We start from the raw sequence: 25,691 nt of genomic DNA on the forward strand, positions 1-25,691 counted from the left end.
GGCGCACCCCTCACCGGGTCGGCACCGCCGGCGCCGGGGCGACCGCCTCCCGCGCGGCGAGGGCCGCGCCGATCGGAGCCACCGTCACGCCGTGCGGCACCACCTGGACCCGTTCCCCGATCCGCAGGCTGCGCAGGAACGCCGAACCGGCGCCCTGCTCGTCCAGGCGGCGGCAGACCGCCTCCAGCAGCGGCGCCCCGACCTCGGCCACCCCGCCGCCGAGCACCACGTGCTCGACGTCGGCGGTGAGCACCAGCAGCCGCACGGCGGCGGCGACGGCGTCGGCGAACGCGTCCCGCACCCGGACGGCGTCCGGGTCTCCCTTGGCCGCCGCGGCGAAGACCTCCACCGCGGCGGGCCGGCCGTCGCGGGTGGGCCAGGCCGCGTCCAGTGCCGACCCCGAGCCGTAGAGCTCGAGGCAGCCGCGCTGGCCGCAGGGGCAGACCGGGCCGGACAGGTCGTAGGGCAGGTGCCCGATCTCGCCCGCTCCGCCGCGGAAGCCCCGCCGCAGGCCGCCGTCCAGCAGGAAGCCCGCGGCCACCCCGGTGCCGAGCGCCAGGAAGGCCAGGTCACCGCGCAGCCCGAGGACGCGCGCGGCGCCCACGGCGGCCACGTTCAGGTCGTTCTCCACGGTGACCGGCACCCCGCGGAAGCGATCGGCCAGCAGCGGCGCCAGCGCGACGGCCCGGTCGTGGATGCCGAGGTTGACGGCGAACGAGACCTCCCCGGTCGCCGGGTCCACCAGCCCCGGGACGCCGGCGCCCACACCGACCAGCCGGCCGGGGGTGATCCCCGCGGCGGCGCAGAGGCGTTCGACGACCTCCGACGCGGTGCCGAGCACGCCGTCGGTGCCCTGCCGGGTCGGCACGCGCAGGGTGGCGCGCACCGCGGCCGCGTCGTCCAGCAGGACCCCGAGGACCTTCGTGCCGCCGATGTCCAGCCCGACCGACCAGGCCTCCCGGTGGTCGACGCTCACCCCTTCACCGCCCCGGACACCAGCCCGGCGGACAGCCGCTTCTGCACGAACAGGAAGAAGACGATGACCGGGACCGCGATGAGCGTGGCCCCCGCCATGACCACACCCCAGTCGGTCGCCCGGTTGGCCTCGACCAGCCCCTGCAGCCAGAGCGGCAGCGTCCGCTCCCCCGGGTCGGTCATGACCACCAGGGCGAGCGTGTACTCGTTCCACGCCTGCAGGAACCCGTAGACGCCGGACGCCACGAGGCCAGGCGCGAGCAGCGGGAAGGTGATGCGGAAGAAGGCGCCGGTCCGCGAGAGCCCGTCGACCATCGCCGCCTCCTCGAGCTCGATCGGGATGCCGCCGACGAACCCACGCAGCATCCAGATCGTGAAGGGCAGGACGGCGGCCACGTAGACGATGCTCAGACCGAGCACGGAATTGACCAGATCCCAGTCGTCGAGCATCCGGTACTGCGAGATGAACAATCCTTCCGCGGGGATCATCTGGACGACGAGAATGGTCACGACGAACGATTTCCGGCCGCGGAACCGAAAACGGCTCACGGCGAGTGCCGCGACGAATGCGAAGAGGATCGCGACGACCAATGTGAGAACGGTGACGCCGAGCGACACCTTGAACGAGGAGTAGAAGTCGGGATCGGCGAAAACCCGCCGGAAATTGGCCAGCGTCCCGTCGGTCGGGAAAAAGGTCGGCTCCGCCGTCCGCAGCCGGTTGGTGGGCAGGAACGCGCTGCTGATCATCCAGTAGATGGGGAAGACCCAGACCAGCGCGACGAGGACGGCCAGGGTGCCCAGCAGCCAGCGGACCGGCCGCCTCCCCCGCGTCGCGGTCACAGCTCCTCCTCCCTCAGCATGCGGCGGATGTAGAAGCCGGTGAGGGCGAGCGTGATGACCAGCATGATCGTGGCCATGGCGCCGGCCATCGAGAACTCCTTGGACAGCGAGTAGATGTAGGTGCCCAGCAGGTGGGTGTCGCGGGTCGGCGCCCCGCCCCGCTGCAGGACGTAGATCTGGGTGAACACCCGGAGGTCCCAGATGATCTGCAGCAGCGCGACGACGAACAGGACCGGCTTCACCAGGGGCACCGACAGGTGCCAGAACCGCTGCCACCCGCCGGCCCCGTCGAGCTGGGCGGCCTCGACGCACTCCGCGGGCACCTGGAGCAGCCCCGCGTAGACGGTGAAGACCACGAACGGGACGCTCATCCAGACGACGATCACCGTGGCCACGAAGTAGAACGACAGCGGCTCGATGATCCAGGAGTGGTAGCGCATGCCGTCCATGCCCAGCGGCTCGGCGAGCAGCCAGTTGACGACGCCGTACTGGGAGTCGAACAGCCACTGCCAGACCGTCATCGTGGCCAGCACCGGGGTGCCCCAGGCCAGGAGCATGCCGACCTGGAGGGTGATCCGGGCGGCCCGGCCGACCCTGGTCATGAGCACCGCCAGCGCGACGCCGATCACCATGGTCAGGGTGGCGTTCACCAGGCAGAAGGCGATCGACCGGCCGATGACGCCCCACACGTAGCCGTCGGACAGCAGGTCGGCGTAGTTGCGCAGCCCGACCCACTCGGCCGGCTGGCCGAACTGCTGGGCCAGCCCGTACTCCTGGAACGAGATCCAGAACTGGCGGACCAGGGGGTAGCCCAGCGCCACGCCGATCGGCACCAGCGCCGGGACCAGCAGCAGGTAGGGATTCAGCTGCGACCGCCACGACCGCCGGCGCGGGGGGTCGGCGCCCGCCGCCGGGACGGGGACGGGGACGACGGGTGAGGGAGGGGGCGCGGGAGGCGCCGCGGCGGGCGGGGAGAAGTGGGGAGCGGGCACGACGGGCTCCGGGGTGCGAGGGCGACCGGGGCGGGGGGGCGGAGGGACCGCGCCCCCGGCCGGTCGGTCAGTTGAGCGTGTCGGTGATCAGCTGGTCGGCCTTCTCCGCCGCGGAGGCGAGGTCGGCACCACCGGCGATCTCCTGGAAGAAGTCCTCCAGGATGCGGGCACCCTCGACGTCGGCCCACTTCTCCGCGGCCGGCGTCAGCTTGGCGTCGACGGCGGCGGCGAGGGCCGCCTGGGCGTACACGTCGTCACCGAGGGAGTCGGCGTAGTCGGTGTTGCCAGGGATGAGGCCGTTCTCGGCCAGCATCGTCTGGTACTCCTCGCTGAAGATGATCTCCAGCAGGTTGCGGGCCAGCTCCTGGTTGCCCGACTTCGCCGGGATGGCGATGTTCGAGCCGCCGGCGAACACCGGTGCGGCGCTGCCCTCCTCCAGGCCGGGGAGCGCGAAGACGCCGGTCTTCTCCTCGTTGCACGCCTGCTGCTCGGCCAGCAGAGCCGCGGCCTCGTCGGACTCGTCGTCCGGGTCGACGCCCTTGTTGCACTCGGGCAGGTCGATGCTCCAGCGGGCCCAGGTCGGCGCGGAGAACATGGCCGACTCGCCGTTGTTGAACGGCACCCACGGCTCGTTCGAGTCGGCGTCGCGCGGGGCGCTGGTCGCGGAGGCGAACAGCTCCTGGACCTTGGCCAGGCCCTCCTGCGACTCGGGGCTCGACAGCGCGCCCACCCACTGGTCGCCGTCCTGGACGGCGAGCTCGCCGCCGTAGGCGTTCAGCCAGGCGATGCCGTTGTACCAGTCCTGCCCGGGGAACCAGACCCCGGAGAAGTTCGGCGTCCCGGCAGGGTTGGCCGACTGCAGGGTGCGGGCCGCCTCGGCGAACTGGTCGAGGGTGGTCGGCACCTGGACGCCGGCTGCCTCGAAGAGGTCCTTGCGGTAGAAGACCGCGCGGGCACCGGAGTAGTAGGGCAGCGCGTAGACGGTGTCGTCGACAGATCCGGCGTCGACGAAGGCCGGCAGGAGCTTGTCGCCGCCGAGCTCCTCGTAGAGGTCGGAGATGTCGCTGAAGGCGCCGGCGTAGGTGAACGTCGGGCTCTGGGTGTTGCCGATCTCGACCAGGTCGGGGGTCTGGTCGTCCGAGGTCAGGGCGGTCTGCAGCCGCGGCACCAGGCCGTTCCAGTCCTGCTCCTCGATGACGAGGGTCGCGCCCTCGTTCTGCTCCTCGAAGGTCTCCACGAGGTAGTCGCGGAGCTCCTGCGGGGTGTCGGTGCCGTTGAGCCACAGGCGGAGCTCGGCGCCCTCGCTCCCGCCCGAACCACCGTCGTCGCCGCCGCACGCGGCGACGGCGAGCATCGTGGCGACGAGGACGGCCGCGCCGCCCGTACGTACCATCTTCATGTCGGTCTTCCTTCTCTGGCGCGGACGGTGCCGGACAGCGCCGCCGTGGGGGGTCTTCCGACCTGCAACTGGTCGGCTCGGGGTGGTCACGTCACCCCGAGCTGACCGGAGAGCACGAGCACGGCGGCCCCGGACAGGGCTCCGTCCTCGCCGAGCGAGGTCATCCGCAGGTCGAGATCGCTGCTGATGACCGGCATGGTGCGCTCGCGGATCGCGGCCAGGGCCGCCTCCCGCAGAGGGCCGTCGAGGAGCTCCGGCGGGCCGCTGACCACGACCTCGGAGAGGTTGAGCGCGCTGACCACCGGCGCGAGCACGATGCCCAGCCGTCGGCCGACCGCGGCCAGGGCTGCAGCCGCCGCGTCGGGGGCCAGCCCCTCGACGCGGCGGCGCATCGCCGGCACCGACAGCACCGTCTCGAGGCAGCCCGAGCGCCCGCAGGCGCACGGCTGCGGGCGGCCGAGGGGGGCGCCGTCGATGTCGTCGCGCTCGTCGACCGCGGTCACGTGCCCCAGCTCGCCGGCCGCGTGCTCGTGGCCCTGGACGAGGGCGCCGTCGAGCACGATGCCCGAACCGACGCCCTCCCCCACCGTGAGCACGAGCAGCCCGCCGCCGGAGGCGCCCCCGTAGGTGAACTCGCCCAGCGCGGCGGTGTTCGCGTCGTTGGCCACGTGCACCGGCAGGCCGAGGGCCGCCCCGAGCTCCGCGGCCAGCGGCACGCCGTACCAGTCGCGGTTGGGCGCCTGGACGACGGTGCCCTCGGGGTCGATGACGCCCGGGGAGCCGACGCCCACGCCCAGCACCGGGCAGGTGGCGGCGGCGACCAGGTCCTGGCAGAGGGCGAGCAGGGCGTCGACGGCCTCCTGGCCGCGCCGTCCCCGGACCGCCTCCGACCGGCGCACGCGCACCTCGCCGTCCACGTCGAGGACGGCGCCGTGCATCCGCTCGTCGTCGGCGAGGTCGACGGCGACGATCTGGAACGCGTCGGTGCGCAGGCCCACGGGGGTGCCGGGCTTGCCCGGCTTCCCCTCGGCGCGCAGGCCCAGCTCGGTGACCAGGCCCTCCGCCAGCAGCGCGCCGACGAGGTCGGAGACGGTGACCCGGGTGAGCCCGGTGGCCCGGGCGAGCTCGGCGCGGGAGTGCGGGCCGAAGTGGAACAGGTGCTGCAGGACCATCGACCGGTTGTGCGCGCGGGCGTGCTCGGGCAGGACCTTGCTGGTCGGGCGCAGGAGCCGACGCTGCTGCTGGCTCTCGCGCACCACGGTCATGTTTGTTAGGACACCGTCCTTACATTCACCTGTCAAGGCTTCTTGTGCCTGTGATCACATCGTGATCACCAGCCCCGACCGCCGAGATCTGCACACTCGTGCCCATCAGGGGCCTGATGGCGGCGAGTGTGCAGATCTCGGCGCGATCGGGAGGGCCCCGTATCCGGGCCGCCGCTGGCATCCTCCTGCCGGCACACGACCACGGAGGAGACAGCGATGGCGGACGCGAACTGGCTGCCCGACCCCACCGGGATGCACGAGCTCCGGTACTGGAACGGCAGCGCCTGGACCGAGCACGTCTCGGACCAGGGCTCGACGGGGCAGGACCCGCTCACGACCGAGCTCCCGCCGCCGGCCGCCGCCTTCCCCCCTCCGCCCGGTCCCCCGCCCGCCGCGGCCGCGCCGGCCGGCGGCAAGGTCAGCTGGAAGGACCGCCTCAAGCAGGTCGCCGACCAGGGCAAGGCGATCGCCGACCAGGGCAAGCAGAAGCTCGCCGAGCAGAACGCGAAGCGCACCGAGCAGTGGGCCAACGACCCGAGCACGCTCTGGTTCGGCGAGAGCAAGAACGCCGCCACCAGCGCGGCCGGCGTCTCCAAGGCCCGCTACCGGATCACGAAGGACCGCGTCTGGATCGAGAGCGGCCTGCTCGGCACCCGCACCGAGAGCGTGCCGCTCTGGGCGGTCAAGGACATGGACGTGCGCCAGGCCGTCTGGCAGCGCGGCAACGACGTCGGCGACGTCGTCCTCGTGCTGGAGGACCCGTCCTACGGGGCCCAGGCCGACATGTTCAACCTCAGCGGCAACGTCGAGGGGACGACGACCGGCCAGGTCGTGCTCGACAACGTCGAGGGGCCCTACGCGGTCATGGACCTGCTGGCGCCGCTGATCAGCGAGGCGCGGCAGAAGAAGACGATCGAGCGGCAGTCGCAGTACCTGCACGTCAACCCGGGCATGGCCGGTGCCGCGTTCGGCGCCCCGGCGCCGGCCGCTCCCCCGCCGGCAGCCCCGCCGCAGACCGACATGGTGGAGCAGCTGCGCAAGCTCGGCGAGCTCCGCGACGCCGGGATCCTCACGGAGGAGGAGTTCGCCGCGCAGAAGGCCAGGATCCTCGCCGGCTGAGCGTCAGGACGGCGGCGCCGGGACCGCGGACGGCGGCTCCGGGGCGGTCAGGAACACGGCGTAGTCCGCGGCGGTCAGCGGCGTCGAGGTGAGCTCCCCCGTGGGCAGCGGCGCCTCGACCGGGTCGCCGCCGATCGTGAGCCGGACGGCGTCGACGCCCTGCAGGCTGGTCGCGGTGAGGACGAGCTGCGCGACCGCCCGGCGGCTCGCCCCGCCCGAGGGCACGCCGTCGGGGAGGGCGAGGTCGATCGTGGCCGTGCCCTGCTCCAGCCCGGTCACCGAGAGCCGGGCCTCCGGGGTGAGCAGGGTGGACAGCTGCTCGTCGCGCTCGGCGGCGCTGGGCGCCTGCTCGAGTTCGGTCAGCAGGGCGGCCAGCCGGTCGCGGACCGTCGGGCCGGCGACCTCCCGCGGGCGGCCGACGAGCACCTCGTCGGCGCCGACGAGGAAGACCTGCGACGGTGCCTCCGCCGGGACGACGGCACTGGGCGAGGGCGGCGGCGCGGTCCGCTCGGCCAGCCCGTAGGGCACCTCGGACGACGGGATGGCCTGCGGTCCGTCGCTCACCGGGACGCCGCACCCGCCCACCGCCAGGACCAGGCCGACAAGGGCGAGCCGCCACCGCCGGCTCATCGCGGTGCCACCGGCACGGACAGGGTGAAGCGGGCGCCGCCACCCGGCGCCTCGGAGCACCAGGCGGCGCCGCCGTGCCGCGCGGCGGTCTCCGCCACGATCGCCAGGCCCAGGCCCGCGCCGGGCAGGGACTTCCGGGCGGCGCGCGGACCGCGGGCGAACCGCTCGAAGACCCGCTCGCGGTCCTCGGGGGCGACGCCGGGGCCGTCGTCCTCGACGGTCACCAGGACGGCGTCGCCGCGCCGCTGCACCCGGACGGCGGACGGCCCGCCCGCGTGCCGGTCCGCGTTGTCGAGCACGTTGCGCACCGCCCGCTCGAGGCTCGTCTTGTCGCCGCGCACCGTCGTCCCGGCCCCCTCGGCGACGTCCAGCAGCCCGGCCGGCCGGCCGCTGTCGGACAGCACCTGGCGCACGAGGTCCGCGACGCAGACCGGCTGCCCCGCGGCGGCGACATCCGCGCCGTCGAGGCGGGCCAGCTGCAGCAGGTCGTCGAGGGTCCGGCGGAACCGGGTCAGCTCGCCCTCCACGAGCGCGAGCGCCTCGCGGCCCCGCGGGGAGAGCTCCTCGCGGCGGCTCCCGAGCACCTCGACGCTGGTGACCAGCGTGGTGAGCGGGCTGCGCAGCTCGTGGCTCACGTCGCCGACGAAGCGGGCGTCCCGCTGGATCCGCGTTGCCAGCGCGTCGACCATGCTGTTGAAGCTGGCGACGATGCCCACCAGGTCGGGGTCGTCGGTCGCGGGCAACCGGGTGCCCAGCTCGCCGCCGGCGATGCGGGTCGCCGCCCCCGCCACCTGCTCCAGCGGTTGCACCGCGCGCCGGCCGGCCCAGACGCCGAAGGCCGTGCCGGCCGCCGTCGCGGCCAGCGCGCCGGCCCCGAGAACCGCGGCCAGGGTGCTCAGCACCTGGCGCAGCTCGTCGAGCGGGGCCAGCTCGTAGAACTCCACCTCCGTGTCGTGCAGGCGCAGACCGACGACCAGGCGCGGCCCGTCCGCCGTCTCGACCACCTGGCTGGCCGCCGCCTCCGTGCTCACCAGCTCGCGGAGCGGTGCCGGGACGTCCCGCGCGCCGACGTCGAGGCCGGAGGAGTACCAGGAGTCGCCGTCGTGGACGACGACGTCGGCACCGCCGGAGGGCACGAGGTCGCCCAGCACGTCGCCGACCGCCGTGCCCGCCGTGGACAGCCGGCTGTCCAGGGCGTTGGCGTCGGCGAAGGCCTGCCGGGTCAGGGACGCCTCGCGCTGGTCGAGCAGGTAGCTGCGGGCCAGCAGGAAGGTGGTGGTCACCAGCACGACGGACACGAGCAGGGTTCCGGCCGCGTAGCCGAGCACGACCCGTGCGCGCAGCCCCTTCCGCAGGGCCGGCCTCACGGGAGGTCCAGCCGGTACCCCAGGCCGCGGACGGTCACCACCACGCGCGGCGCGCTCGGGTCCCGCTCGACCTTCGTGCGCAGCCGGCGCACGTGCACGTCGACCAGCCGCTCGTCGCCGAAGAAGCCGTGCTGCCACACCCGCTCGAGCAGCGCCTGCCGGCTGAGCACCCGCCCCGGCGACGCGGCGAGCTCGCACAGCAGCCGGAACTCGGTGAGGGTCAGCGGCAGCTGCTCCTCACCGCGGTGCACGGTCCCCCGCGCCTCGCGCAGCACCAGCGGCGCGACCGGGTCGCGGTCCAGGAGGACCTCCTCCGGGTGGTCCTCGACCGGTGCGGGAGCCACCCGCCGCCGCAGGGCGCGCAGCCGCGCGGTGATCTCCTTGACCGCGAACGGTTTCGTCACGTAGTCGTCGGCACCGGCGTCCAGGGCCGTCTCGATGTCGCTGGTGTCGGCGCGGGCGCTGACGACGATGATCGGCAGGTCGAGGCCGTGGCGGACGTGCCGGATCACGTCGACGCCGTCCATCGAGCCCAGCATGAGGTCGACGATCATCAGGTCGGGCGGACTCACCGCGACCGCCTGGAGCGCTTCCTCGCCCGACCCCGCCTCGGCGACGTCGTAGCCCTCGTCCTCCAGCGCCCAGCGCAGCGCGGTGCGGATGTGGTCGTCGTCCTCCACCACCAGCAGTCGCAGCGCCATCGCCGTCCATGCTGCCATCGCCCGTCGCGGGTCCCGCGGCTGCGCCGGAGCCTTCATGCAATCGCAAACCGCTCCCCAGGGGATCGCAATGTCCGGCGGCCAGGCTGGGCCGCACCGCCCCGACGCAGCGAGGAGATGCCGATGACAGCCACCGCCGTCCGCGCCGCCGCGCACACCCGGCTCGACACCGAGCGCGACCAGGTGACCGTGCGGCTCACCGACGACCTGCTGACCGAGGGGCTGGCCGACGTCCGCTGGCTGCTGCACGACGCGCTGCTGGCCGGCGCCCGCGAGCTCGTCGTGGACCTGAGCGGGGTGCAGCACCTGGCCAGCCCCGCCGTCGCCAGCTTCCTGTCGGCCCACCGCACCTGCCGGGCCCGGGGAGGCAGCGTCGTCCTGCGCGGCGCCAACCGCCGGACCCTCGACCTGCTGCACCGCACGGGGCTCTGGCGGGTGCTCGAGCTCGAGCCGGCCGGCGAGCGGCGGGCGGCGTGATGCTGTCCGAGTCGGTCGACAGCCGCACCGGGCTCATCCGGGCCAGCGGCCACCTCACCTCCCTGGGCGCGGACCTGCTCCGGGGCACCGCCGAGTCGCTGCGCGGCAGCGGCCACGTCCGGGTCGTCCTCGACCTGCAGGACGTCCGGGACGCCGACGACGAGGGCCTGGCCCTGCTGCGGGACCTGGGCGACGAGCTCGCGGCACGGGGCGCGGAACTCGTCGTCCGCCACTCGCCCGGGACCGTCTAGCCCCGGACGGCACGGAGGCCCGGCTCCCCGAGGGGAACCGGGCCTCCGGCCTGGCGGTGCGGGTGGTCAGCCCACGTGCACCGTGGTGATGTTGTTCCGGGTGTTCTGGATCAGCACGGTGATCCGCGTCCCGGTCTTCGGCACGTCGACGCCGGTCCAGCCGTTGGCGTCGGGCTGCTCGCCCGGCGCCACGTACCAGTCCTTGCGGTCGTCGAACGACGGCACGGCCGGCAGCCCGCCGTAGGACTGGGCCTTGCCCGTGTCCGGGTCGTGCAGCGTGATCCGGTCGGTCCGCTGCAGCCCGAACGTCGAGTCGTAGGACTGGATGCGCGGCCGCCAGCTCTCGCCGTCCGTGCGGTTGGTCCCCTCGTCGTCCGTGGGCTCGTAGAGCAGGCCCGCGTGCCCGTCGACCGGCAGGATCAGCCCCGCGCCCGGGTGGGCGCCGACGTTGTTGTCGGTGTACTGGCTGTTCCAGTAGCTGATCAGCAGGCCGTCCTGGTACGGCAGCCGCTCCGCCCAGTCGGGACGGGTGGGGTCACCGAAGTTGTACGGCCCGGTCTTCAGCCCCGTGTCGTAGCCGGTGTAGGCCCGATTCTCGGCGATGTAGGCGTTGAAGTGGCTCTCCACCGTCGTGCCGGTGGTCTCGGTGAAGCCGTCCAGCGTCCACTCCGTCACCGGGGTGCCGTCGAGGGCGGTCCCGTCGACCAGCAGGCCGTTCTCCGCGGCCGCGCCGTCGGTCCAGTAGCGGAAGCCGAGCGGTGCGCCGTCCGGGACGGTGCTGACGTCGACGGTGAGGTCCACCCACCTGCCGCCGGTCGAGCCGGTGATGCCGTACCCGGCGTTCTGGCCGTTCGGGTCGTCGTCGGTCGGGATGTTCGTCGGCAGCGGGACGAACCTCCCGCCGTCGACGTACCCGGCGTAGGCGTAGTCCCAGCCCTCCTCGATCTGGTAGCTCACCTTCGCGGTGAGCGTGGAGGCGCCGGCCGGCTTGGCCAGGAGCATCGTGTTGTCGAGGTCGTCGCCCGAGCCGGAGTACCAGAAGTCGTCGCCCTCGAACGGGGTGCCGACCGTCGTCGTCACCTCGCGGTCGGGCAGCAGCGTGATCAGCGCCTGCTCCTGGCGGGTGTTGTAGGCCGCCGGGCCGAGCTGGACGGTCCGCTTCTTGCCGTACTCGACCGTCTCGTAGTTCAGCCAGCCGAGCTGCAGCTTCTCCCAGGCGCCCATCGGGATGGGCTTGGTGCCGATGCCGTCCTCGGGGCGACCGCTGTTGCCGTACGAGCCGGAGCTCATCAGGGTCCAGAACGCGGTGCTGTTCTCCGCGCCACCGCTGTTGCCGGACGTGTCGTAGAGGTCGGGCAGGCCTAGGTCGTGGCCGAACTCGTGGGCGAAGACGCCGACGCCGCCGTTCTCCGGCTCGACGGTGTAGTCGCCGATCCAGTAGCGCGACTGCCCGACCTGGGTGCCGCCGAACGCGACCTGCGTGCCGTCGGCGAGCTCCGGGCCCTCGCTGCCCTGGCCGGCGGAGTTCACGTACCACCGGTGCGACCAGATGGCGTCCGCGCCGAGCTCGCCGCCGCCGACCTCCTCGCCCATGCCGGAGTGCACGGCCTGGAAGTGGTCGATGTAGCCGTCGGCCTCGTCGAAGTTGCTGTCACCGTCGAAGTCGTAGCGGTCCCACACGTCGTACTGGGACAGGTACTCGTCGATCTGCGCCGCCGTCTTCCCGGCGTCGAGCTGCTCCTGGTACCAGGCGTCGAGGGTCGCCTCGAGGAACTCCCAGGTGCGCCGGTCGTCGTCGCCCTCGCCGTAGTAGGCGGCGGGCTCGCCGCCGAGGGTCACCCAGTCCTCCACCTCGCCGGTCACGCTGTACCGGCCGGAGGACTGCTCCTCGTAGAAGTTGGCCACGGAGTTCACGCCGTCGGCCGAGGAGTAGAGCATCCGGTCGAAGTAGTCCCGGGAGAAGTCCTCGGTCCAGATGGTGGTGTTGTCGACCCTGCGGTCGGGCTCCGGGATGGAGTTGTGCGGCAGGTCGCGGAACTCGCCCAGCACGGTCCAGATGGCGTCCTCGTCCTCGCGGGCGAGCTCGACGTACTTGCCGCGCCCGAGCTGGACGACCTGGTTGGCCCCGCGGGCGACGGCCTCGCCGCTGAGGACCTTCTCCAGACCGGCGGCCCGCTCCTCGCGCTGCTGGTCGGCGAGCGGGTTGGGCAGGTCGTGCGCCCGCTGGGGAGCGGGGTCCGCGGTGTTCTCCGGGGGTGCGGCGGTTGCGGTGGCCGGGACGGCCGCGAGCAGCGCGGCTCCCATGACGACGGCCAGTGTTCTCTTCAAGAACGGCTCTCCTGGGGTCGGGAAGAAGGGCCACCCGGCCCCCCGGCGGGATCACCGGTGCGCACTCTCTCGGGTGGCCCGGCCGTCACGTTAGGTGCGCTCACAAACTGTGTCCAGAGCGTGATTGCGGCTTCACGGCGCGTCGCGCTCGGCGAGTCGCGTCCGATTCGGAACGCCGCCGGGCCCTCTCGTGGGGTGCCCTCCCCGACCGGGTCGGACCAGCATGCCGCGCGGGTCCGGTCGGCGCCTCCCGAGGCTCAGCCCAGAGCGGTGACCAGCGAGCTCCCGGACGCGTCGAACGGCTCCACGACGAAGCCGAGGTTGGCCAGGACGTCGGCGATCGTGGCGTTCATCGACTGCCGCACCGTCGCCGCGGCGGCGCCGCCCCGGGCGTGGTGCACGCTCATCCGCTCGTGCGCCCGCCAGCTCACGACGATCCCCTGCGCCGCGAGCTCGGGCATCAGGCACACACCGCCGGCCGCCGAGCCCTCCGGGTCGTGCAGCGACAGGCCCGCCTCCACGAGGGCGGCCGCGACCTCGACCACCAGGGTCGTGAGCGGGTCGGTGTCGGTCAGCAGCTCGTCCCACTCGACCGGCAGCCGGTCGAGCTGGTTGCCGAGGTCCACGAGCCACGCCCGCTCCTCGGGGGAGGGACGCACGGCCACGGTGCCGTCGGCCCGCCGGGCGCCGAAGACCGAGACGGCCGGCAGGTCACCGGCCAGGGCCGCCCAGTCGGCGTCGATCCGGTCGCCGAACGGACCGGCCAGGACCACGGCCTCGTCGTCGACCAGCCACCAGGCGGGCCCGGTCGACGGAGCCGGGGCGGGCCGGACGGCGACGGCCTGGGGCTGCCCCTGGGCGTCGGCCGCGGCGGACGGCCGGCTCTCGGCCCTGCTGCCGGCCGGATGGCTGCCGATGCGGTGCGCGCCCGGGCTCTGCCGCTCGCGGGCGCCGTTGCGCTCGAACTCGTACCGGGCGGTCGAGCTGGTCCCCAGGGCGACCACCAGTCCGGTGAGCAGCACGAAACCCAGCACCGCCACCGCCGGCCACCCCATCGTCGCGCCCATGGTCACGCGGCAACTCCCTCAGCACCCCTGGCCGCGGCGGGGAAGTGCCGCGGACAGGTGCAATGGTCACGTGCGGGCCCGGGGCTGCCGATGACTTCCGACAGGCCGCGAAATGCCCGTCACCTGATCGTTGCGATGGGCTGTCCGGTGGGGCGGTGACTTGCTGCCCGGTGCACCGCTTTGTCGACATGCGGCGCGTCCACCTGCGGAAACACGGTCACCGACCGGTCGGTCATCCCGGGACGCGGGCGCGACACGGCGTGTCGGCGGACGCGGAGGGCGTGGGATTCGAACCCACGAGGAGCTGTGAACTCCTAGCGGTTTTCAAGACCGCCGCCATCGGCCACTAGGCGAGCCCTCCTGGCGCCGTCGAGGCTAGTGCCCGGTGCCCGGCGCGCGCCCACCCCCCGCGCGGGCGGGCGACAGCTGCGGCGGAGGATGTCCGTCGTGCGCGCCGCGGAGACCACCACGGGGCGCCTCCGGTGGACCGTGGTCGCCCCGGCCGCGGCCGTCGTCGTCACCGCGCTCTGCCTACGGGGACCGTTCGCCGCCGTGGGCCCCGTGCTGGACGACGTGGCGGACGAGCTGTCGGTCTCGACCGGCGCGCTGGCCGTCGTCACCTCGCTGCCGCTGATCTGCTTCGGCCTGCTCTCGCCGCTCGCCCCTGTGCTGGCGGCGCGCATCGGCCTGCACCGGGCCGTCCTGGCCGGCATCGCGACCGTCGGCGTCGGCATCGCGCTGCGGTCGCTCGGCACCGTCGGCCTCTTCCTCGGCACCGTCGTCCTGAGCGCCGGGATCGCGGCGGCGAACGTCCTCCTGCCCGCGGTCGCCCGGGCCGACTTCGGCAGCCGCAGCGCCGTCGTCGTGGGGGCGGTGACCGGCTCGATGGCGCTCTCCGCCAGCCTCGGCGCCGGGCTCGCCCAGCCGCTCGCGGACCTGACAGGCAGCGCGCTCGGCGGGCTGGCGCTGTGGTCGCTCCCCGTCGTCCTCGCCCTGGCCGGCTTCGCGCTCGCGGCCCGCGGCCGCCCCGAGACGCCGACGCCGGCGCCGGCGTCGGGACGGCGGACCGCCATCCTGCGCGATCGCGTGGCCCTGGCGGTGATGGTCTTCTTCGGCCTCCAGTCGCTGTCCTTCTACGCGCTGCTCACCTGGCTGGCGCAGATCCTCGAGGACGACGCGGGTGTCACCCCCGTGAACGCGGGCGCGCTGGTCGCGGTGGCTGCACTGGTCGGCGCGCCGCTCTCGCTGGTCGTGCCCCCGCTCGCCGCGCGCCGGCCGGGGCAGGGTGCCTGGGTGGTCGTGGCGTCGGGAGCCATCGCCCTCGGTCTCCTCGGGCTGCTGCTGGCGCCGGACGCCGCACCCGCCCTGTGGTCGGTGCTGTACGGGCTCGGCACCGGCGCGTCCTTCCCGCTGGCCATGACGCTGGTCCTCGTCCGCAGCCGCGACGTCGCGCAGACCGGCCGGCTCTCGGCGGCGTCCCAGAGCCTCGGCTACCTGCTCGCGGCCACCGGCCCGCTCGTGGTCGGCCTCCTGCACGAGCTGACCGACGACTGGACCCCCGGCCTGGTCGTGCTGCTGGTCCTCGTGGTCGTCCAGCTGATGGTGGGGCTGGTCGCAGCCCGCCCTCGCCTGGTCCGCGCCGACGCCTGACCGTCAGGAGCCCGGCTGAGCCGTGACGCCCTCCGGGGTGTCGGTCACCGGGGTGCCGACGACGCCGTGCAGGTGGCAGGCGGCCAGCTGACCGGGCGCCCCGGCCGGCTGCAGCGCGGGGTCGACGGTCGGGCACGGCTCGAAGGCGTACGGGCAGCGCGTCCGGAACCGGCAGCCGCTGGGGACGGCGGCCGGCGAGGGCACGTCCCCGCGCAGCACGACCCGGCGCCGCTCGCGCTCGAGGGCCGGGTGCGGCACCGGGACGGCCGACAGCAGCGCCTGCGTGTACGGCATCTGCGGATCCGCGCCGACCGCCGCGGCCGGACCGATCTCCACGATCCGCCCCAGGTACATGACGGCGATCCGGTCGGACAGGTGGCGGACGGCGGACAGGTCGTGGGAGATGAACAGCAGCGTGAGCCCGAGCTGCTTCTGCAGCCGCCGCAGCAGGTTGAGCACCTGCGCCTGCACGCTGACGTCCAGGGAGGCGATCGCCTCGTCGCAGACCAGGAAGTCCGGCTCGCCGGCGAGCGCCCGCGCGATGCCCACCCGCTGCCGCTGACCGCCGGAGAACTCGTGCGGGTAGCGGCCGGCCACGGACGGGTCGAGCCCCACCAGCTCCAGCAGCTCCCCCACCCTCGCCGCCCGTTCCTGGCGGCCGCCGTGCAGGCCGTGCACCTCCAGCGGCTCGGCCACCGTCTGGGCGACCGTGCGCCGGGGGTCGAGGGAGGCGAACGGGTCCTGGAAGACCATCCCAGCGCGGCGCCGCATCGTCTTCAGCCCGCGCCGGTCCAGCGCGGTGACGTCGGTGCCGTCGAAGGTGATCGTCCCGCCGGTGGGCGGCACCAGGCGCAGGAGCGCGTTGCCGAGCGTCGACTTCCCGCAGCCGGACTCCCCCACCAGGCCGAGCGTCTCGCCGCGGTGGATGTCGAGGTCCACGCCGTCGACCGCCCGCAGCACCCCCTTCGGCGAGCGGACGGGGAAGTGCACCTCGAGCCCCCGCGCGGACACCAGCACGTCACTCACGACGTCCCTCCCAGGGACTTTCTGTACCGGAAGTCCCGGGACTTTCTGTACCGGAAGTCCCCGGTTCGGAGCACCAGGTCGCAGCCCGGTGCGGCAGTGCGGGGCCAATGTGGCCACTTCGGCCCCCGATCTGGACGAGGGGTGGCTGCTCGGTCTCGCACCGGGCGTCGCCGCGGACCGGGCAGCGCGGCCAGAACACGCAGCCGGGCGGCAGGTCCGTCGGCGGCGGGGGCAGGCCGGGCACGGTGGTGAGGTCGGGCAGCTCGCCGTCCGGGCCGGCCGGCGCCGCCAGGTCGGGCAGGGAGCCGAGCAGGCCCCGCGTGTACGGGTGCGCCGGGTGCTCGAGGACGTCGTCCACCGTGCCGTCCTCCACGCAGCGGCCGCCGTACATGACCAGCACCCGGTCGGCGATGCCGGCGACGACGCCGAGGTCGTGGGTGATCCAGATGACGCCGGTACCGCGGTCGGCCTGCAGCTTCTCGACCAGGTCGATGATCTGCGCCTGCACGGTGACGTCGAGCGCCGTCGTCGCCTCGTCGGCGATCAGCAGCGCCGGCGAGTTCGACAGCGCGATCGCGATGACCACCCGCTGGCGCATGCCGCCCGAGAGCTCGTGCGGATAACGGTCCAGCGCCCGCTCAGGGTCGGGCAGGCCCACCTCGCCGAGCAGCTCGGCGGCGCGGCGGCGGGCGGCCTGCTTGCCCATGTCCTCGTGGGCCAGCAGCCCCTCGACGATCTGCTTGCCCACCGTCAGCACCGGGTTGAGCGAGGTCATCGGGTCCTGGAACACCATGCCGGCACCCGGGCCCCGCACCTGGCGCAGCCGCTCCGGGCCCATGGCCAGCAGGTCCTCGCCCTGCAGCAGCGCCCGCCCGCTGACGGTCGCGACCCGCGGCGGCAGCAGGCCGAGCAGGGCCAGCACCGAGACGCTCTTCCCGCTGCCGGACTCCCCGACGACGGCGACCGTCTCGCCCGGACCGACGGTGTAGGAGAGCCCGTTGACCACGTGCGCCGTCCCCCGCGGGGTGCGCAGCTGCACCCGCAGGTCCTCGACCTCCAGGACGTTCACCGCCCACCTCCGGCCATGAGCGTCCGCTGGCGCGGGTCGAGGACGTCGCGCAGCCCGTCGCCGAGCAGGTTGAAGCAGAGCACCGTGATCACGATGGCCATGCCGGGGAAGAAGGCCAGCCACCACGCGAGGTCGATGTAGCCGCGCCCCTCGGCCAGCATCAGCCCCCACGACGGGTTGGGCGGCTGGGTGCCCAGGCCCAGGAACGACAGGGCCGCCTCGGCGAGGACGGCGAACGCGAGGCTGATCGACGTCTGCACGATGATCGGCGGCGCGGCGTTGGGCAGCACGTGCCGGGTGAGCAGCCGGAAGTCGGAGGCGCCCACCGACCGCGAGGCACGGACGTAGACCTCCTCCCGGACGCCCAGCACGCTGGCGCGGGTCACCCGGGCGAAGATCGGCACGTAGACGACGGCGATCGCGATGATCGTGTTCGACGTCCCCGGCCCGCGGATGGCGAGGATCGCGATGGCCAGCAGGACCGCAGGGAAGGCGAAGAGCATGTCCATCAGCCGCATCAGCGAGTCGTCGATCCACCTGCCGTAGAAGCCGGCGACCAGGCCGATGAGGGTGCCGACGACCAGCGCCAGGCCGACGGAGAGGAACCCCACCTTCAGCGAGACCGACGCCCCGAGGATGACGCGGCTGAGGATGTCCCGGCCGAGGTCGTCGGTGCCGAAGGGGTGGCTCCAGCTCGGCGGCTCGAGCCGGTTGGCGATGTCCTGCTCGTTGGCGCCCTGCGGCGCGAGGGTCTCGTCGAAGACGGCGACCAGGATGATCGCGAGGAGCACCAGCGAGGCGATCAGCGCCGTCCGGTTGCCGGCGAGCAGCCCCAGCGTCTCCCGCCAGCGCGGCCGCGCGGGCTTCATCGGTACCGCGGTCATCTGCGGATCCTCGGGTCGATCCGGGTGTACAGCAGGTCCACGACCAGGTTGATCACGAGGAAGGTCAGGGCGAAGAGCAGGACGGCGCCCTGCAGCACCGGGTAGTCGCGGGCCTGCACCGCCTGCAGCGCGAGCTGGCCCAGCCCCGGCCAGGAGAAGACGATCTCGACCACGACGACGCCGGACAGCAGGTAGGCCAGCTGCACACCCGTGACCGTCACCAGCGGGAGCAGGGCGTTGCGCAGCACGTGCCAGCCGAACACCTGGCGGCCGGGGAGCCCTTTCGCCTGCGCCGTCCGGACGTGGTCGGACTCCAGCGCCTCCAGCACGCTCGACCGGACGAAGCGGGTGATGACCGAGCCGGAGACCACACCCACGGCGATCGTGGGCAGGACCAGCCGCTGGAGCCAGCCGAGCGGGTCCTCGGTCAGCGGCACGTACCCGCCCGACGGCAGCCAGCCCAGCGTCCCGGCGAACACGAGGATGAGCACGATCGCCAGCCAGAAGTCCGGCACCGAGATACCGATCTGGCTGACGACGGTGGCGGCCCGGTCGGTGAGCGACCGCGGCCGCAGCGCCGACAGGGTGCCCAGCGGGAGGGCGATCGCCAGCGCGACCAGGATGGCGGCGAACGCCAGGGTCAGCGTCGCGGGCAGCCGCTCGGCGATCAGCAGGGTCACCGGCTCGCCGCTGCGGAAGCTCACGCCGAGGTCCCCGGTCAGCGCGTGCCCGACCCACCGGAAGTACTGCTCGACCAGCGGCAGGTCCAGCCCGTTGCGCGCCCGCAGCGCGTCGTAGGACTCCTGCGAGTAGCGCGTGCCGAGGGCCAGCCGCACCGGGTCGCCGTCGACCAGGTGGATCAGCGAGAAGACCAGGACGCTGACACCCGCCAGCACCACCAGCGACTGGCCTGCCCGCCGGAGCAGGTAGCCGGTCAGGGCAGCTCCACTTCCTCGAAGTTGATCGCCCGGTCGGCCCGGATCTGGTAGCCGGACAGGCCCGGAGCCCAGGCCTGCACGACGTCGGGGTTGTAGAGGTACAGGTAGCTGACGTCGTCCACGATGATCGTCGCGGCCTGGTCGTAGAGGTCCTTGCGGGCGTCCTCGTCGACCTCGGTCGCGGCCTGGGTCAGCAGCTGGTCGACCTGCGGGTTGCTGTAGCCCTGGTAGTTGCTCGACCCGTCGGTGATGTGCTGCTGCTCGTAGAAGTCGGCCGGGTCGATGTTGCCCAGCCAGCTGAGCATGAAGGCGTCGAAGTCGCCCTGGTCCTGCCGGTCGAGCCAGGTGGCGAAGTCGAGCACCTCGACCTCGACGGTGATGCCGATCGGCTCGAGCTGGCTGGCGATGACCTGGGCGGCGGTGACCGACTCGGGGAACTCGTCGGTGACCATCAGGCCCATGGTGATCGGCGTGGTGACCCCCGCCTCGGTCAGCAGCTGCCGGGCGGCGTCCTCGTCGGGCTCGAACGGCGCGTAGTCGTAGTAGAAGAACGAGTCCTCGGGGATCGCCGTCTGGTTCGGCTGGGCGGCCTCGAAGCGGGCGGCCTCGGTGACCTCCGCCCGGTCGACGGCGGTGGCGATCGCCCGGCGGACGGCCGGGTTGTCGAACGGCGGCCGCGCGTAGTTCATGGACATGTACCAGTAGTCGACGCTCGAGGTGGTCGCGAGCTCGACGTCGTCGCTGCCGCTCAGCGACTCGACCTGCTGCGGCGGCACGTTGTCGGTCCACTGGACCTCGCCGTTCTCCAGCGCGGTGAGCGCGGCGGCCGGCTCGGTGATGTAGCGGAACTCGACGCCGTCGATGCCCGGCGCCCCGCCCCAGTAGTCCTCGTAGGCGGTCAGCACGGTGCTGCTCGCGTCCGAGCTCTCCAGCCGGAAGGGCCCGGTGCCGTTGGCCTCGGTGGTGAGGTCGAGGTCCTCGGCCGCGTTCTCAGGCAGGATCGACATGCCCTTGAAGGCGCCGATGAGCGCCAGCAGGTTCGGCGTCGGCTGGGTCAGGGTGAGGACGACGGTCTGCGGGTCCGGCCCCTCGACCGACGCCACGTTGGCGAACCGGTAGGAGTTGGCCAGCTCCTCGTCGATGATCCGGTTGTAGGAGTAGACGACGTCGGCGGAGTCGAACTCGCTGCCGTCGTGGAAGGTGACGCCCTCGCGCAGGGTGAACGTCCAGGTCAGCCCGTCCTCGCTGGTCTCCCAGGACTCGGCCAGGCTCGGCTCCATCGTCAGGTCCTCGGCGTTGGGGACGACGAGCGTGTCGTAGACGTTCTCCAGCACCTGGAAGCTCGGGTAGGCGCTGGTCACGTGCGGGTCGAACTGGTCGGGCTGCGCGCTGACGGCGGCGACCAGGACGTTGTCCCCGCCCCCGCCGTCCCCACCACCGGTGTCGACGCTCTCCCCTCCGCTGCAGGCGGAGAGGGCGAGGGCGGCCGCCGCGGCCAGGGCGAGTGGTCGGATGGCGCGCACGGTGACCTCCGGGGGCTCGGGAGCGGGGCGTCGTCCTCCGACCTTGGACCGGTTCCCGCAGGTTGGCGACCCGAGGACGGCGGTCTGCCGGATCGTCACCGCATCGCAACGTCGGCGTGACTGCGCGGGGACGAGTGACCCGGATCACACTGGAGGCGCGACCGCACCGCCGTCCGGGAAGAGGTCCCCATGACCGACGTCCAGTCCCCGCACCGCACCCGCATCCCCCGCGACCGGGAGCACGACTACACCGACGAGATGGCGCACAAGCGGCAGTCGTTCGTCGCCGAGCGGACCGGCGCCGACCTCGAGCACGTGCGCAGCTACTCCTTCGACCCCGCCGTCCTGCCGGGCAACGTGGAGAACTTCACCGGCGTCGCCCAGGTGCCGATCGGCCTCGCCGGGCCGCTGACCGTGCGCGGCGAGCACGCGCAGGGCGACTTCTTCGTGCCGCTGGCCACCACCGAGGGCACGCTCGTGGCGAGCTACAACCGCGGCATGCGCCTGATCAGCGAGTGCGGCGGGGTGAAGACCACCGTCGTCGACGACCACATGCAGCGGGCCCCCGCGTTCATGTTCGACGACGCCCTGCAGGCGCGGGAGTTCGGGCGCTGGGTGGACGAGCACCTCGACGGCATCCGCGAGGCGGCCGAGTCGACCACCCGCTCGGGGAAGCTCACCTACATCGGCCAGCACCAGATCGGGCCGCTGCGGTACCTGCGGGTCAACTACACGACCGGCGACGCGGCCGGCCAGAACATGACCGGCAAGGCGACGCTCGCCGCCTGCGAGTGGATCAAGGCCAACCACCCCGACCACCCGCGGTACGTGCTCTCCGGCGCCATCGACACCGACAAGAAGCACTCGCAGATCAACATGCTCATGACCCGGGGCAAGCGCGTCGTCGCCGAGGTCGTCGTCAAGAAGGAGGTGCTCAAGCAGCTGACCGGCGTGGACACCCGCCAGCTGTTCGAGTACCGGCAGATCGGCATGGCCGGGGCCTTCATGTCCGGCGCCGCGTACAACGGCGCGCACGCGGCCAACGGGCTGACCGCCATGTTCATCGCCACGGGGCAGGACGTCGCCAACGTCGCCGAGTCGCACTCCGGCGTCACCTACGCCCAGCTGCTGCCGAACGACGACTACTACTGGTCGACGACGCTGACCTCGCTGATCGTCGCGACCTACGGCGGCGGCACGGGGCTGCCGACCCAGCGCGAGTGCCTGGAGATCCTCGGCTGCTACGGCAAGGGGAAGGTGAACAAGTTCGCCGAGATCTGCGCCGGCGTGGTGCTGGCCGGCGACATCTCGCTGACCTCGGCGATCCTGGCCGGCGACTGGGTCACCAGCCACGACGCCCTCGGCCGCAACCGCTAGGGGACTTTCGGTACAGAAAGTCCTGGAGGGTGGCTACTGGTCGACGGTCACGTCGTTGAAGGGCAGGTGCGGCTCCACCCACGGGAAGACGACGAACAGCAGCAGCGCCACGACGGCGAGCACGAGGACGAGCGCGGTCACGGCCTTGGCCGCCGTCGGCCCGGGGAGGTGCCGCCAGATCCAGCCGTACATCGAGGTCCGCTCCTTCAGCGCTCGTTCAGGGCGGCCGGGCCGTTGGGCAGCTCGGCCTTGCTGATCGCGTCGTCCAGTCGAGCATGGATGATCATCCGCTCGCGCGCGGAGTACCTGGGGTGGCAGGTCGTCAGCGTCAGGTAGGCGCCGGTCGGTGCCGCGCCCTCGGCGCCGCCCGGGGTGGGCGAGATGACCTCGACGTCCTCCGGCGAGACGATCTGCCGCCCCGGGATGCCACTCGGGTCGGCGGCGACGTCGCCGGTCGCGACGTCCCCCAGCACGCGGTAGACGAACCAGTCGTCGGCCGTCTCGACGACGATCGGATCCCCGGGCACGAGCAGGTCCAGCTCGAGGAACGGGGACCCCTTGCCGACCCGGTGGCCGGCGAACGCGACGTTGCCCTGCTCACCCGGCATCGCCGTCCCGGTGTAGTGGCCCGGCCCCTGCGCGAGCTGCTCCTCCTCGGTGCCCTCGAGGACGACGCGCTCGTAGTCCAGGCCCAGGCGCGGGATGTGCAGGACGCCGAACGCGTCGCCGACCTTGCTCTCGTGGACGGGCACGACCGTCGGCGACCGGTCCCAGTCCTCGTGCAGCTGCTGCGCGAGCTCCTCCTGCCGTCGGTCGGTGATCACGTCGGTCACGACCAGTTCGTAGACGACGAACAGGAGGACGACGAGCCCCGCGGTCACCAGGACCTCACCGACGAGCTGCGTGACCGTGCGCCAGCGCTCGCGTCCTGCCGTGGTGTCCTCGGTGCGCACCGATCTCCTCGTCGTCGTGCCCCCGGCGGCGGGGCTGCCTCCTTTCCTCTCGGCAGTCGGGCCGGCGGACCGGCCCGACTGCCGGAGGGTCAGGCGCTGCGCCGGCGCCGGGCCAGGGCGATCAGCCCGCCACCGAGGGCGAGGGCGGCCACGCCCGCGACGGCGGGGACGACGACGTCGGCGCCGGTCGCGGCCAGGCGCTTGCCGAGGGTGACGTCCATGCGCAGGAAGCGCGGCGCCCCGTTCGCGTCGAGCCCGGTCGCCACCAGGGAGTGCTTGCCGGCCACCAGCCCGGTCGGGAGGGTCACCACGACCGAGAAGCGGCCCGAGGCGTCGGCGGTCACGGACCCGATCCGCTGCGGCGTCGAGTACACGTACAGCTCGACGGCGGAGTTCGGCGCGTAGCCCGAACCGGTCAGGGTGAGCTTCTGCCCCGGCGCGACGGAGGTGACGGCGCCCTGCGGGGTGCCGAGCGGACCGTTCCCCGCGGGCACGGTGGCCGGCGCCGGCACGGGGGTGGACGAGGCCGGTGCCGGCGTCGTGGGGGCAGGGGTGCTGCCGCAGGCGATGAACGTGCCGCGCGCGAAGCCCACCCAGTTGTCAGCCGGGTCCATGTTCCGGTCGATCCAGTTGCCGGCGCTCTCGACCACCGCCGTGCTGAACGACGAGCCGGCGCCGCCGCCGCTGCCCCTGGTGCCGTCGGACCCGCCCGAGCCGCCGCCGAGGACGCCGCCACCGCCCCCGCCGGCACCCGCGGGCCCGTCGCCGCCGAGCAGCGCCGTCCCGGCCTCGCCGGTGGTACCGGTGGCCCCGTTCACCGGGGCACCGCCGGAGCCGGGGGTGCCGGGGAACACGCGCTCGCGCTCGCCGTCGCCGGGTCCGCCACCGCTGATGGCCGGCCCCGTCTGGCCGGTGTACGGCGGGATGAAGTAGGCCGTGCCCTCCGGCCAGTCGAAGGCGTCACCGCCGTTGCCGTTGGTCCCCGCGCCGCCGCCGCCGGCCGCGACGAGGAGGAACGGCGAGTCGACGGTCGCGCCGTTGCGCACGATGGTGGCCCCCCCGCCGCCCGCCGCACCGGCACCACCGGAGCCGCCGGACGGCCGGGTGCCGCTGGTACCGCCGGCACCGGCGTCGGTGGTCCCTCCGGTGACGCTGCCGCCCTTCTGGCCCGGCTGGATCATCAGCGTGCCGCCCGGGGTGACGGTGGTGGTCACGTGCATCGCCATGCCGTACAGGCCGTAGGTCGGGGCCTGCCCCGTCCCCGCCGTGATGTTGCCGCCGATGGCGCCGCCGATCTCCCACTCGACGGCGCACACCGTCGACGGGATCGTCACCGTCCGGTCGACGGCACCGGTGACGTCGATGTCGTAGGTCGCCGCCCCGGCCGTGCCGGGCGCGAGCAGGGTGGACAGCCCGACCGTTCCGGCGGCCACGAGGCCGGCGGCACGACGGGGGAAGGACGCGGCAGGCACGCCGGGCTCCCGTTCTCTGGGTACCCGGGACGCCGGGCGCGCGGCCCGGCATCCGGACCTACGCGGACTTGATCACGAAGCAGTCGCCATTACGGACGGAACGGAGCCGTTGATCCGCGCAACGTGATCGAACAGTTACGGAACGCGCTGGTCGTCAGCGGATCTGCACGCCGGAGATGGTCCGCGCGATGACCAGCCGCTGGATCTCCGACGTGCCTTCGAAGATCGTGTAGATCTTCGCGTCGCGGGCCATCCGCTCGACCGGGTACTCCCGCGTGTAGCCGTTGCCACCCAGGATCTGGATCGCCCGCTCGGTCACCCGCACCGCGGTCTCGCCGGCGACGAGCTTGCTCATCGAGCCCTCGGCGGAGGTGAACTGCTGCCCGGTCCGCGCCATCCACGCCGCGCGCCAGACCAGCAGCCGGGCGGCGTCGATGGAGGTCTTCATGTCGGCGAGCATGAAGGCGATCGCCTGGTTCTCGATGATCGGCCGGCCGAACTGCACCCGCTGCTTGGCGTACTCCAGCGCGTACTCGTAGGCCGCCCGGGCCACGCCGACCGCCTGCGCGCCGACGCCCGGGCGGGTGCGCTCGAACGTGGCCATCGACGGCTGCGTGCGCCCGCTCTTCACGCCCTCGCGGGCGCGGGCGAGCCGCTCCTCGAGCTTCTCCCGCCCGCCGAGCAGGCAGTCGCCGGGGATCCGGCAGTCCTCGAGCACGACCTCGGCGGTGTGCGAGGCGCGGATGCCGTGCTTGAGGAACTTCTGCCCCTGGGAGATGCCCTTCGTGCCCGGCGGGACGACGAAGCTCGCGTGCCCCCGCGCCTTGAGCTCGGGGTCGACGACGGCGGTGACGACGTGGATGTCGGCGATGCCGCCGTTCGTCGCCCAGGTCTTCGTGCCGTTCAGCACCCACTCGTCGGTCGCCTCGTCGTAGACCGCCCGCGTGCGCATCGCGCCCACGTCGGAGCCGGCGTCGGGCTCCGACGAGCAGAAGGCCGCGACCTTGGGCTCGTCGACGGTGCCGAACATCGCCGGGATCCACTGGCCGACCTGCTCGTCGGTGCCGTTCGCGCGGACCGACGCCGCGGCCAGCGTGGTGCCCACGATCGCCAGGCCGATCCCGGCGTCACCCCAGAAGAGCTCCTCCATGGTGATCGGGATGCCGAGGCCGGACTCGTCGAACCACTGGGTGGCGAAGAAGTCGAGCGAGTACAGCCCGATCTTGGCCGCCTCCTGGAGGACGTCCCACGGGAAGTCCTCGCGCTCGTCGTACTCGGCCGCCGCCGGGCGCACCACGTCCGCCGCGAACTGGTGCAGCCACTTCTGCAGCTCGACCTGGTCCTCGGTGAGGTCGAAGGACACGGGCATC

General features: G+C 73.2%; 24 protein-coding genes and 1 tRNA gene. 5 read left to right on the forward strand and 20 right to left on the reverse strand.

The window, feature by feature from the left end:
- Positions 1 to 10: 10 nt before the first annotated feature.
- From ACI78T_RS07010 to ACI78T_RS07030, 5 genes are all read right to left on the reverse strand, one after another.
- Positions 11 to 976, reverse strand: a complete 966-nt coding sequence (locus ACI78T_RS07010; protein WP_456557362.1) for an ROK family protein — start codon at positions 974 to 976, stop codon at positions 11 to 13.
- Complete coding sequence (locus ACI78T_RS07015) at positions 973 to 1,815, reverse strand: carbohydrate ABC transporter permease (protein ID WP_456557363.1); 843 nt, start codon at positions 1,813 to 1,815, stop codon at positions 973 to 975. The genes ACI78T_RS07010 and ACI78T_RS07015 overlap by 4 nt, the downstream gene beginning before the upstream one ends.
- Positions 1,812 to 2,807, reverse strand: a complete 996-nt coding sequence (locus ACI78T_RS07020) for a carbohydrate ABC transporter permease (protein ID WP_456557364.1) — start codon at positions 2,805 to 2,807, stop codon at positions 1,812 to 1,814. Before ACI78T_RS07020 ends, ACI78T_RS07015 begins: the two co-directional genes overlap by 4 nt.
- Before the next feature lie 67 nt (positions 2,808 to 2,874).
- Positions 2,875 to 4,206 carry an extracellular solute-binding protein gene (locus ACI78T_RS07025; RefSeq protein ID WP_456557365.1) on the reverse strand — a complete coding sequence of 444 codons (1,332 nt, stop codon included), beginning with the start codon at positions 4,204 to 4,206 and terminating at the stop codon, positions 2,875 to 2,877.
- An 86-nt stretch (positions 4,207 to 4,292) separates the two neighbouring features.
- Entirely contained in the window at positions 4,293 to 5,471 is a 1,179-nt protein-coding gene (locus tag ACI78T_RS07030; RefSeq protein ID WP_456557366.1) for an ROK family protein, read from the reverse strand.
- Between the two features lie 216 nt (positions 5,472 to 5,687).
- Here ACI78T_RS07030 and ACI78T_RS07035 point away from each other — a divergent pair, with 216 nt between their 5' ends.
- Positions 5,688 to 6,590 carry a PH domain-containing protein gene (locus tag ACI78T_RS07035; protein ID WP_456557367.1) on the forward strand — a complete coding sequence of 301 codons (903 nt, stop codon included), beginning with the start codon at positions 5,688 to 5,690 and terminating at the stop codon, positions 6,588 to 6,590.
- 3 nt (positions 6,591 to 6,593) lie between these two features.
- Here ACI78T_RS07035 and ACI78T_RS07040 read toward each other — a convergent pair whose 3' ends face one another.
- The 3 genes from ACI78T_RS07040 to ACI78T_RS07050 are packed head-to-tail and all read right to left on the reverse strand — an operon-like array spanning position 6,594 to position 9,288.
- Positions 6,594 to 7,220: a GerMN domain-containing protein gene (locus ACI78T_RS07040; protein WP_456557368.1), complete on the reverse strand. Its 627-nt coding sequence runs from the start codon at positions 7,218 to 7,220 to the stop codon at positions 6,594 to 6,596.
- The gene (locus tag ACI78T_RS07045; RefSeq protein WP_456557369.1) at positions 7,217 to 8,587 is read right to left on the reverse strand and encodes a sensor histidine kinase; all 1,371 of its coding nucleotides are present in this window, start codon (positions 8,585 to 8,587) and stop codon (positions 7,217 to 7,219) included. Before ACI78T_RS07045 ends, ACI78T_RS07040 begins: the two co-directional genes overlap by 4 nt.
- A complete protein-coding gene (locus tag ACI78T_RS07050; RefSeq protein ID WP_456557370.1) occupies positions 8,584 to 9,288 on the reverse strand; it encodes a response regulator in 705 nt (234 codons plus the stop codon). The genes ACI78T_RS07045 and ACI78T_RS07050 overlap by 4 nt, the downstream gene beginning before the upstream one ends.
- Before the next feature lie 141 nt (positions 9,289 to 9,429).
- Between ACI78T_RS07050 and ACI78T_RS07055 the strand changes: the two genes are divergently transcribed.
- Both ACI78T_RS07055 and ACI78T_RS07060 read left to right on the forward strand, forming a co-directional pair.
- Positions 9,430 to 9,783 (forward strand): STAS domain-containing protein, encoded by a 354-nt coding sequence (locus ACI78T_RS07055; RefSeq protein ID WP_456557371.1) that lies wholly within the window; start codon positions 9,430 to 9,432, stop codon positions 9,781 to 9,783.
- Complete coding sequence (locus tag ACI78T_RS07060; protein ID WP_456557372.1) at positions 9,780 to 10,034, forward strand: hypothetical protein; 255 nt, start codon at positions 9,780 to 9,782, stop codon at positions 10,032 to 10,034. Before ACI78T_RS07055 ends, ACI78T_RS07060 begins: the two co-directional genes overlap by 4 nt.
- 66 nt (positions 10,035 to 10,100) lie before the next feature.
- Here the strand turns inward: ACI78T_RS07060 and ACI78T_RS07065 are convergent, their stop codons facing one another.
- The 3 genes from ACI78T_RS07065 to ACI78T_RS07075 all read right to left on the reverse strand — a co-directional run bounded on the left by ACI78T_RS07065 (position 10,101) and on the right by ACI78T_RS07075 (position 13,790).
- Positions 10,101 to 12,362, reverse strand: coding sequence for an immune inhibitor A domain-containing protein (locus tag ACI78T_RS07065; protein ID WP_456557373.1), 2,262 nt, complete (start codon positions 12,360 to 12,362; stop codon positions 10,101 to 10,103).
- Positions 12,363 to 12,619: 257 nt separating this feature from the next.
- A complete protein-coding gene (locus ACI78T_RS07070; protein ID WP_456557394.1) occupies positions 12,620 to 13,429 on the reverse strand; it encodes a hypothetical protein in 810 nt (269 codons plus the stop codon).
- Positions 13,430 to 13,702: 273 nt separating this feature from the next.
- Positions 13,703 to 13,790, reverse strand: a tRNA-Ser gene (locus ACI78T_RS07075).
- An 86-nt stretch (positions 13,791 to 13,876) separates the two neighbouring features.
- On the opposite strand from ACI78T_RS07075, the gene ACI78T_RS07080 reads away from it, so the two are divergent.
- Positions 13,877 to 15,079 (forward strand): MFS transporter, encoded by a 1,203-nt coding sequence (locus ACI78T_RS07080; protein ID WP_456557374.1) that lies wholly within the window; start codon positions 13,877 to 13,879, stop codon positions 15,077 to 15,079.
- Between the two features lie 3 nt (positions 15,080 to 15,082).
- On the opposite strand, the gene ACI78T_RS07085 is transcribed toward ACI78T_RS07080, so the two are convergent.
- Genes ACI78T_RS07085 through ACI78T_RS07105 form a run of 5 tightly spaced genes read right to left on the reverse strand, consistent with a single transcriptional unit; the run spans position 15,083 to position 20,519 of the window.
- On the reverse strand, positions 15,083 to 16,105 hold the full coding sequence (locus tag ACI78T_RS07085; RefSeq protein ID WP_456557375.1) for an ABC transporter ATP-binding protein: 1,023 nt from the start codon (positions 16,103 to 16,105) through the stop codon (positions 15,083 to 15,085).
- Complete coding sequence (locus ACI78T_RS07090; RefSeq protein WP_456557376.1) at positions 16,098 to 17,174, reverse strand: ABC transporter ATP-binding protein; 1,077 nt, start codon at positions 17,172 to 17,174, stop codon at positions 16,098 to 16,100. The genes ACI78T_RS07085 and ACI78T_RS07090 overlap by 8 nt, the downstream gene beginning before the upstream one ends.
- Positions 17,171 to 18,058 carry an ABC transporter permease gene (locus tag ACI78T_RS07095; protein WP_456557377.1) on the reverse strand — a complete coding sequence of 296 codons (888 nt, stop codon included), beginning with the start codon at positions 18,056 to 18,058 and terminating at the stop codon, positions 17,171 to 17,173. Before ACI78T_RS07095 ends, ACI78T_RS07090 begins: the two co-directional genes overlap by 4 nt.
- Complete coding sequence (locus ACI78T_RS07100) at positions 18,055 to 18,996, reverse strand: ABC transporter permease (protein WP_456557395.1); 942 nt, start codon at positions 18,994 to 18,996, stop codon at positions 18,055 to 18,057. Before ACI78T_RS07100 ends, ACI78T_RS07095 begins: the two co-directional genes overlap by 4 nt.
- On the reverse strand, positions 18,993 to 20,519 hold the full coding sequence (locus tag ACI78T_RS07105) for an ABC transporter substrate-binding protein (RefSeq protein ID WP_456557378.1): 1,527 nt from the start codon (positions 20,517 to 20,519) through the stop codon (positions 18,993 to 18,995). Before ACI78T_RS07105 ends, ACI78T_RS07100 begins: the two co-directional genes overlap by 4 nt.
- Positions 20,520 to 20,708: 189 nt before the next feature.
- Here ACI78T_RS07105 and ACI78T_RS07110 point away from each other — a divergent pair, with 189 nt between their 5' ends.
- Positions 20,709 to 21,896: a hydroxymethylglutaryl-CoA reductase gene (locus ACI78T_RS07110; RefSeq protein ID WP_456557379.1), complete on the forward strand. Its 1,188-nt coding sequence runs from the start codon at positions 20,709 to 20,711 to the stop codon at positions 21,894 to 21,896.
- 33 nt (positions 21,897 to 21,929) lie between these two features.
- Here ACI78T_RS07110 and ACI78T_RS07115 read toward each other — a convergent pair whose 3' ends face one another.
- The 4 genes from ACI78T_RS07115 to ACI78T_RS07130 all read right to left on the reverse strand — a co-directional run bounded on the left by ACI78T_RS07115 (position 21,930) and on the right by ACI78T_RS07130 (position 25,690).
- Positions 21,930 to 22,088: a hypothetical protein gene (locus ACI78T_RS07115; protein WP_456557380.1), complete on the reverse strand. Its 159-nt coding sequence runs from the start codon at positions 22,086 to 22,088 to the stop codon at positions 21,930 to 21,932.
- 14 nt (positions 22,089 to 22,102) lie between these two features.
- Entirely contained in the window at positions 22,103 to 22,849 is a 747-nt protein-coding gene (locus tag ACI78T_RS07120; RefSeq protein ID WP_456557381.1) for a class E sortase, read from the reverse strand.
- 89 nt (positions 22,850 to 22,938) lie between these two features.
- Positions 22,939 to 24,321: an LPXTG cell wall anchor domain-containing protein gene (locus ACI78T_RS07125; RefSeq protein WP_456557382.1), complete on the reverse strand. Its 1,383-nt coding sequence runs from the start codon at positions 24,319 to 24,321 to the stop codon at positions 22,939 to 22,941.
- A 154-nt stretch (positions 24,322 to 24,475) separates the two neighbouring features.
- Entirely contained in the window at positions 24,476 to 25,690 is a 1,215-nt protein-coding gene (locus ACI78T_RS07130) for an acyl-CoA dehydrogenase family protein (protein ID WP_456557383.1), read from the reverse strand.
- Position 25,691: the final 1 nt, after the last annotated feature.

The sequence above is a fragment of the Blastococcus sp. SYSU D00922 genome, assembly GCF_054050495.1.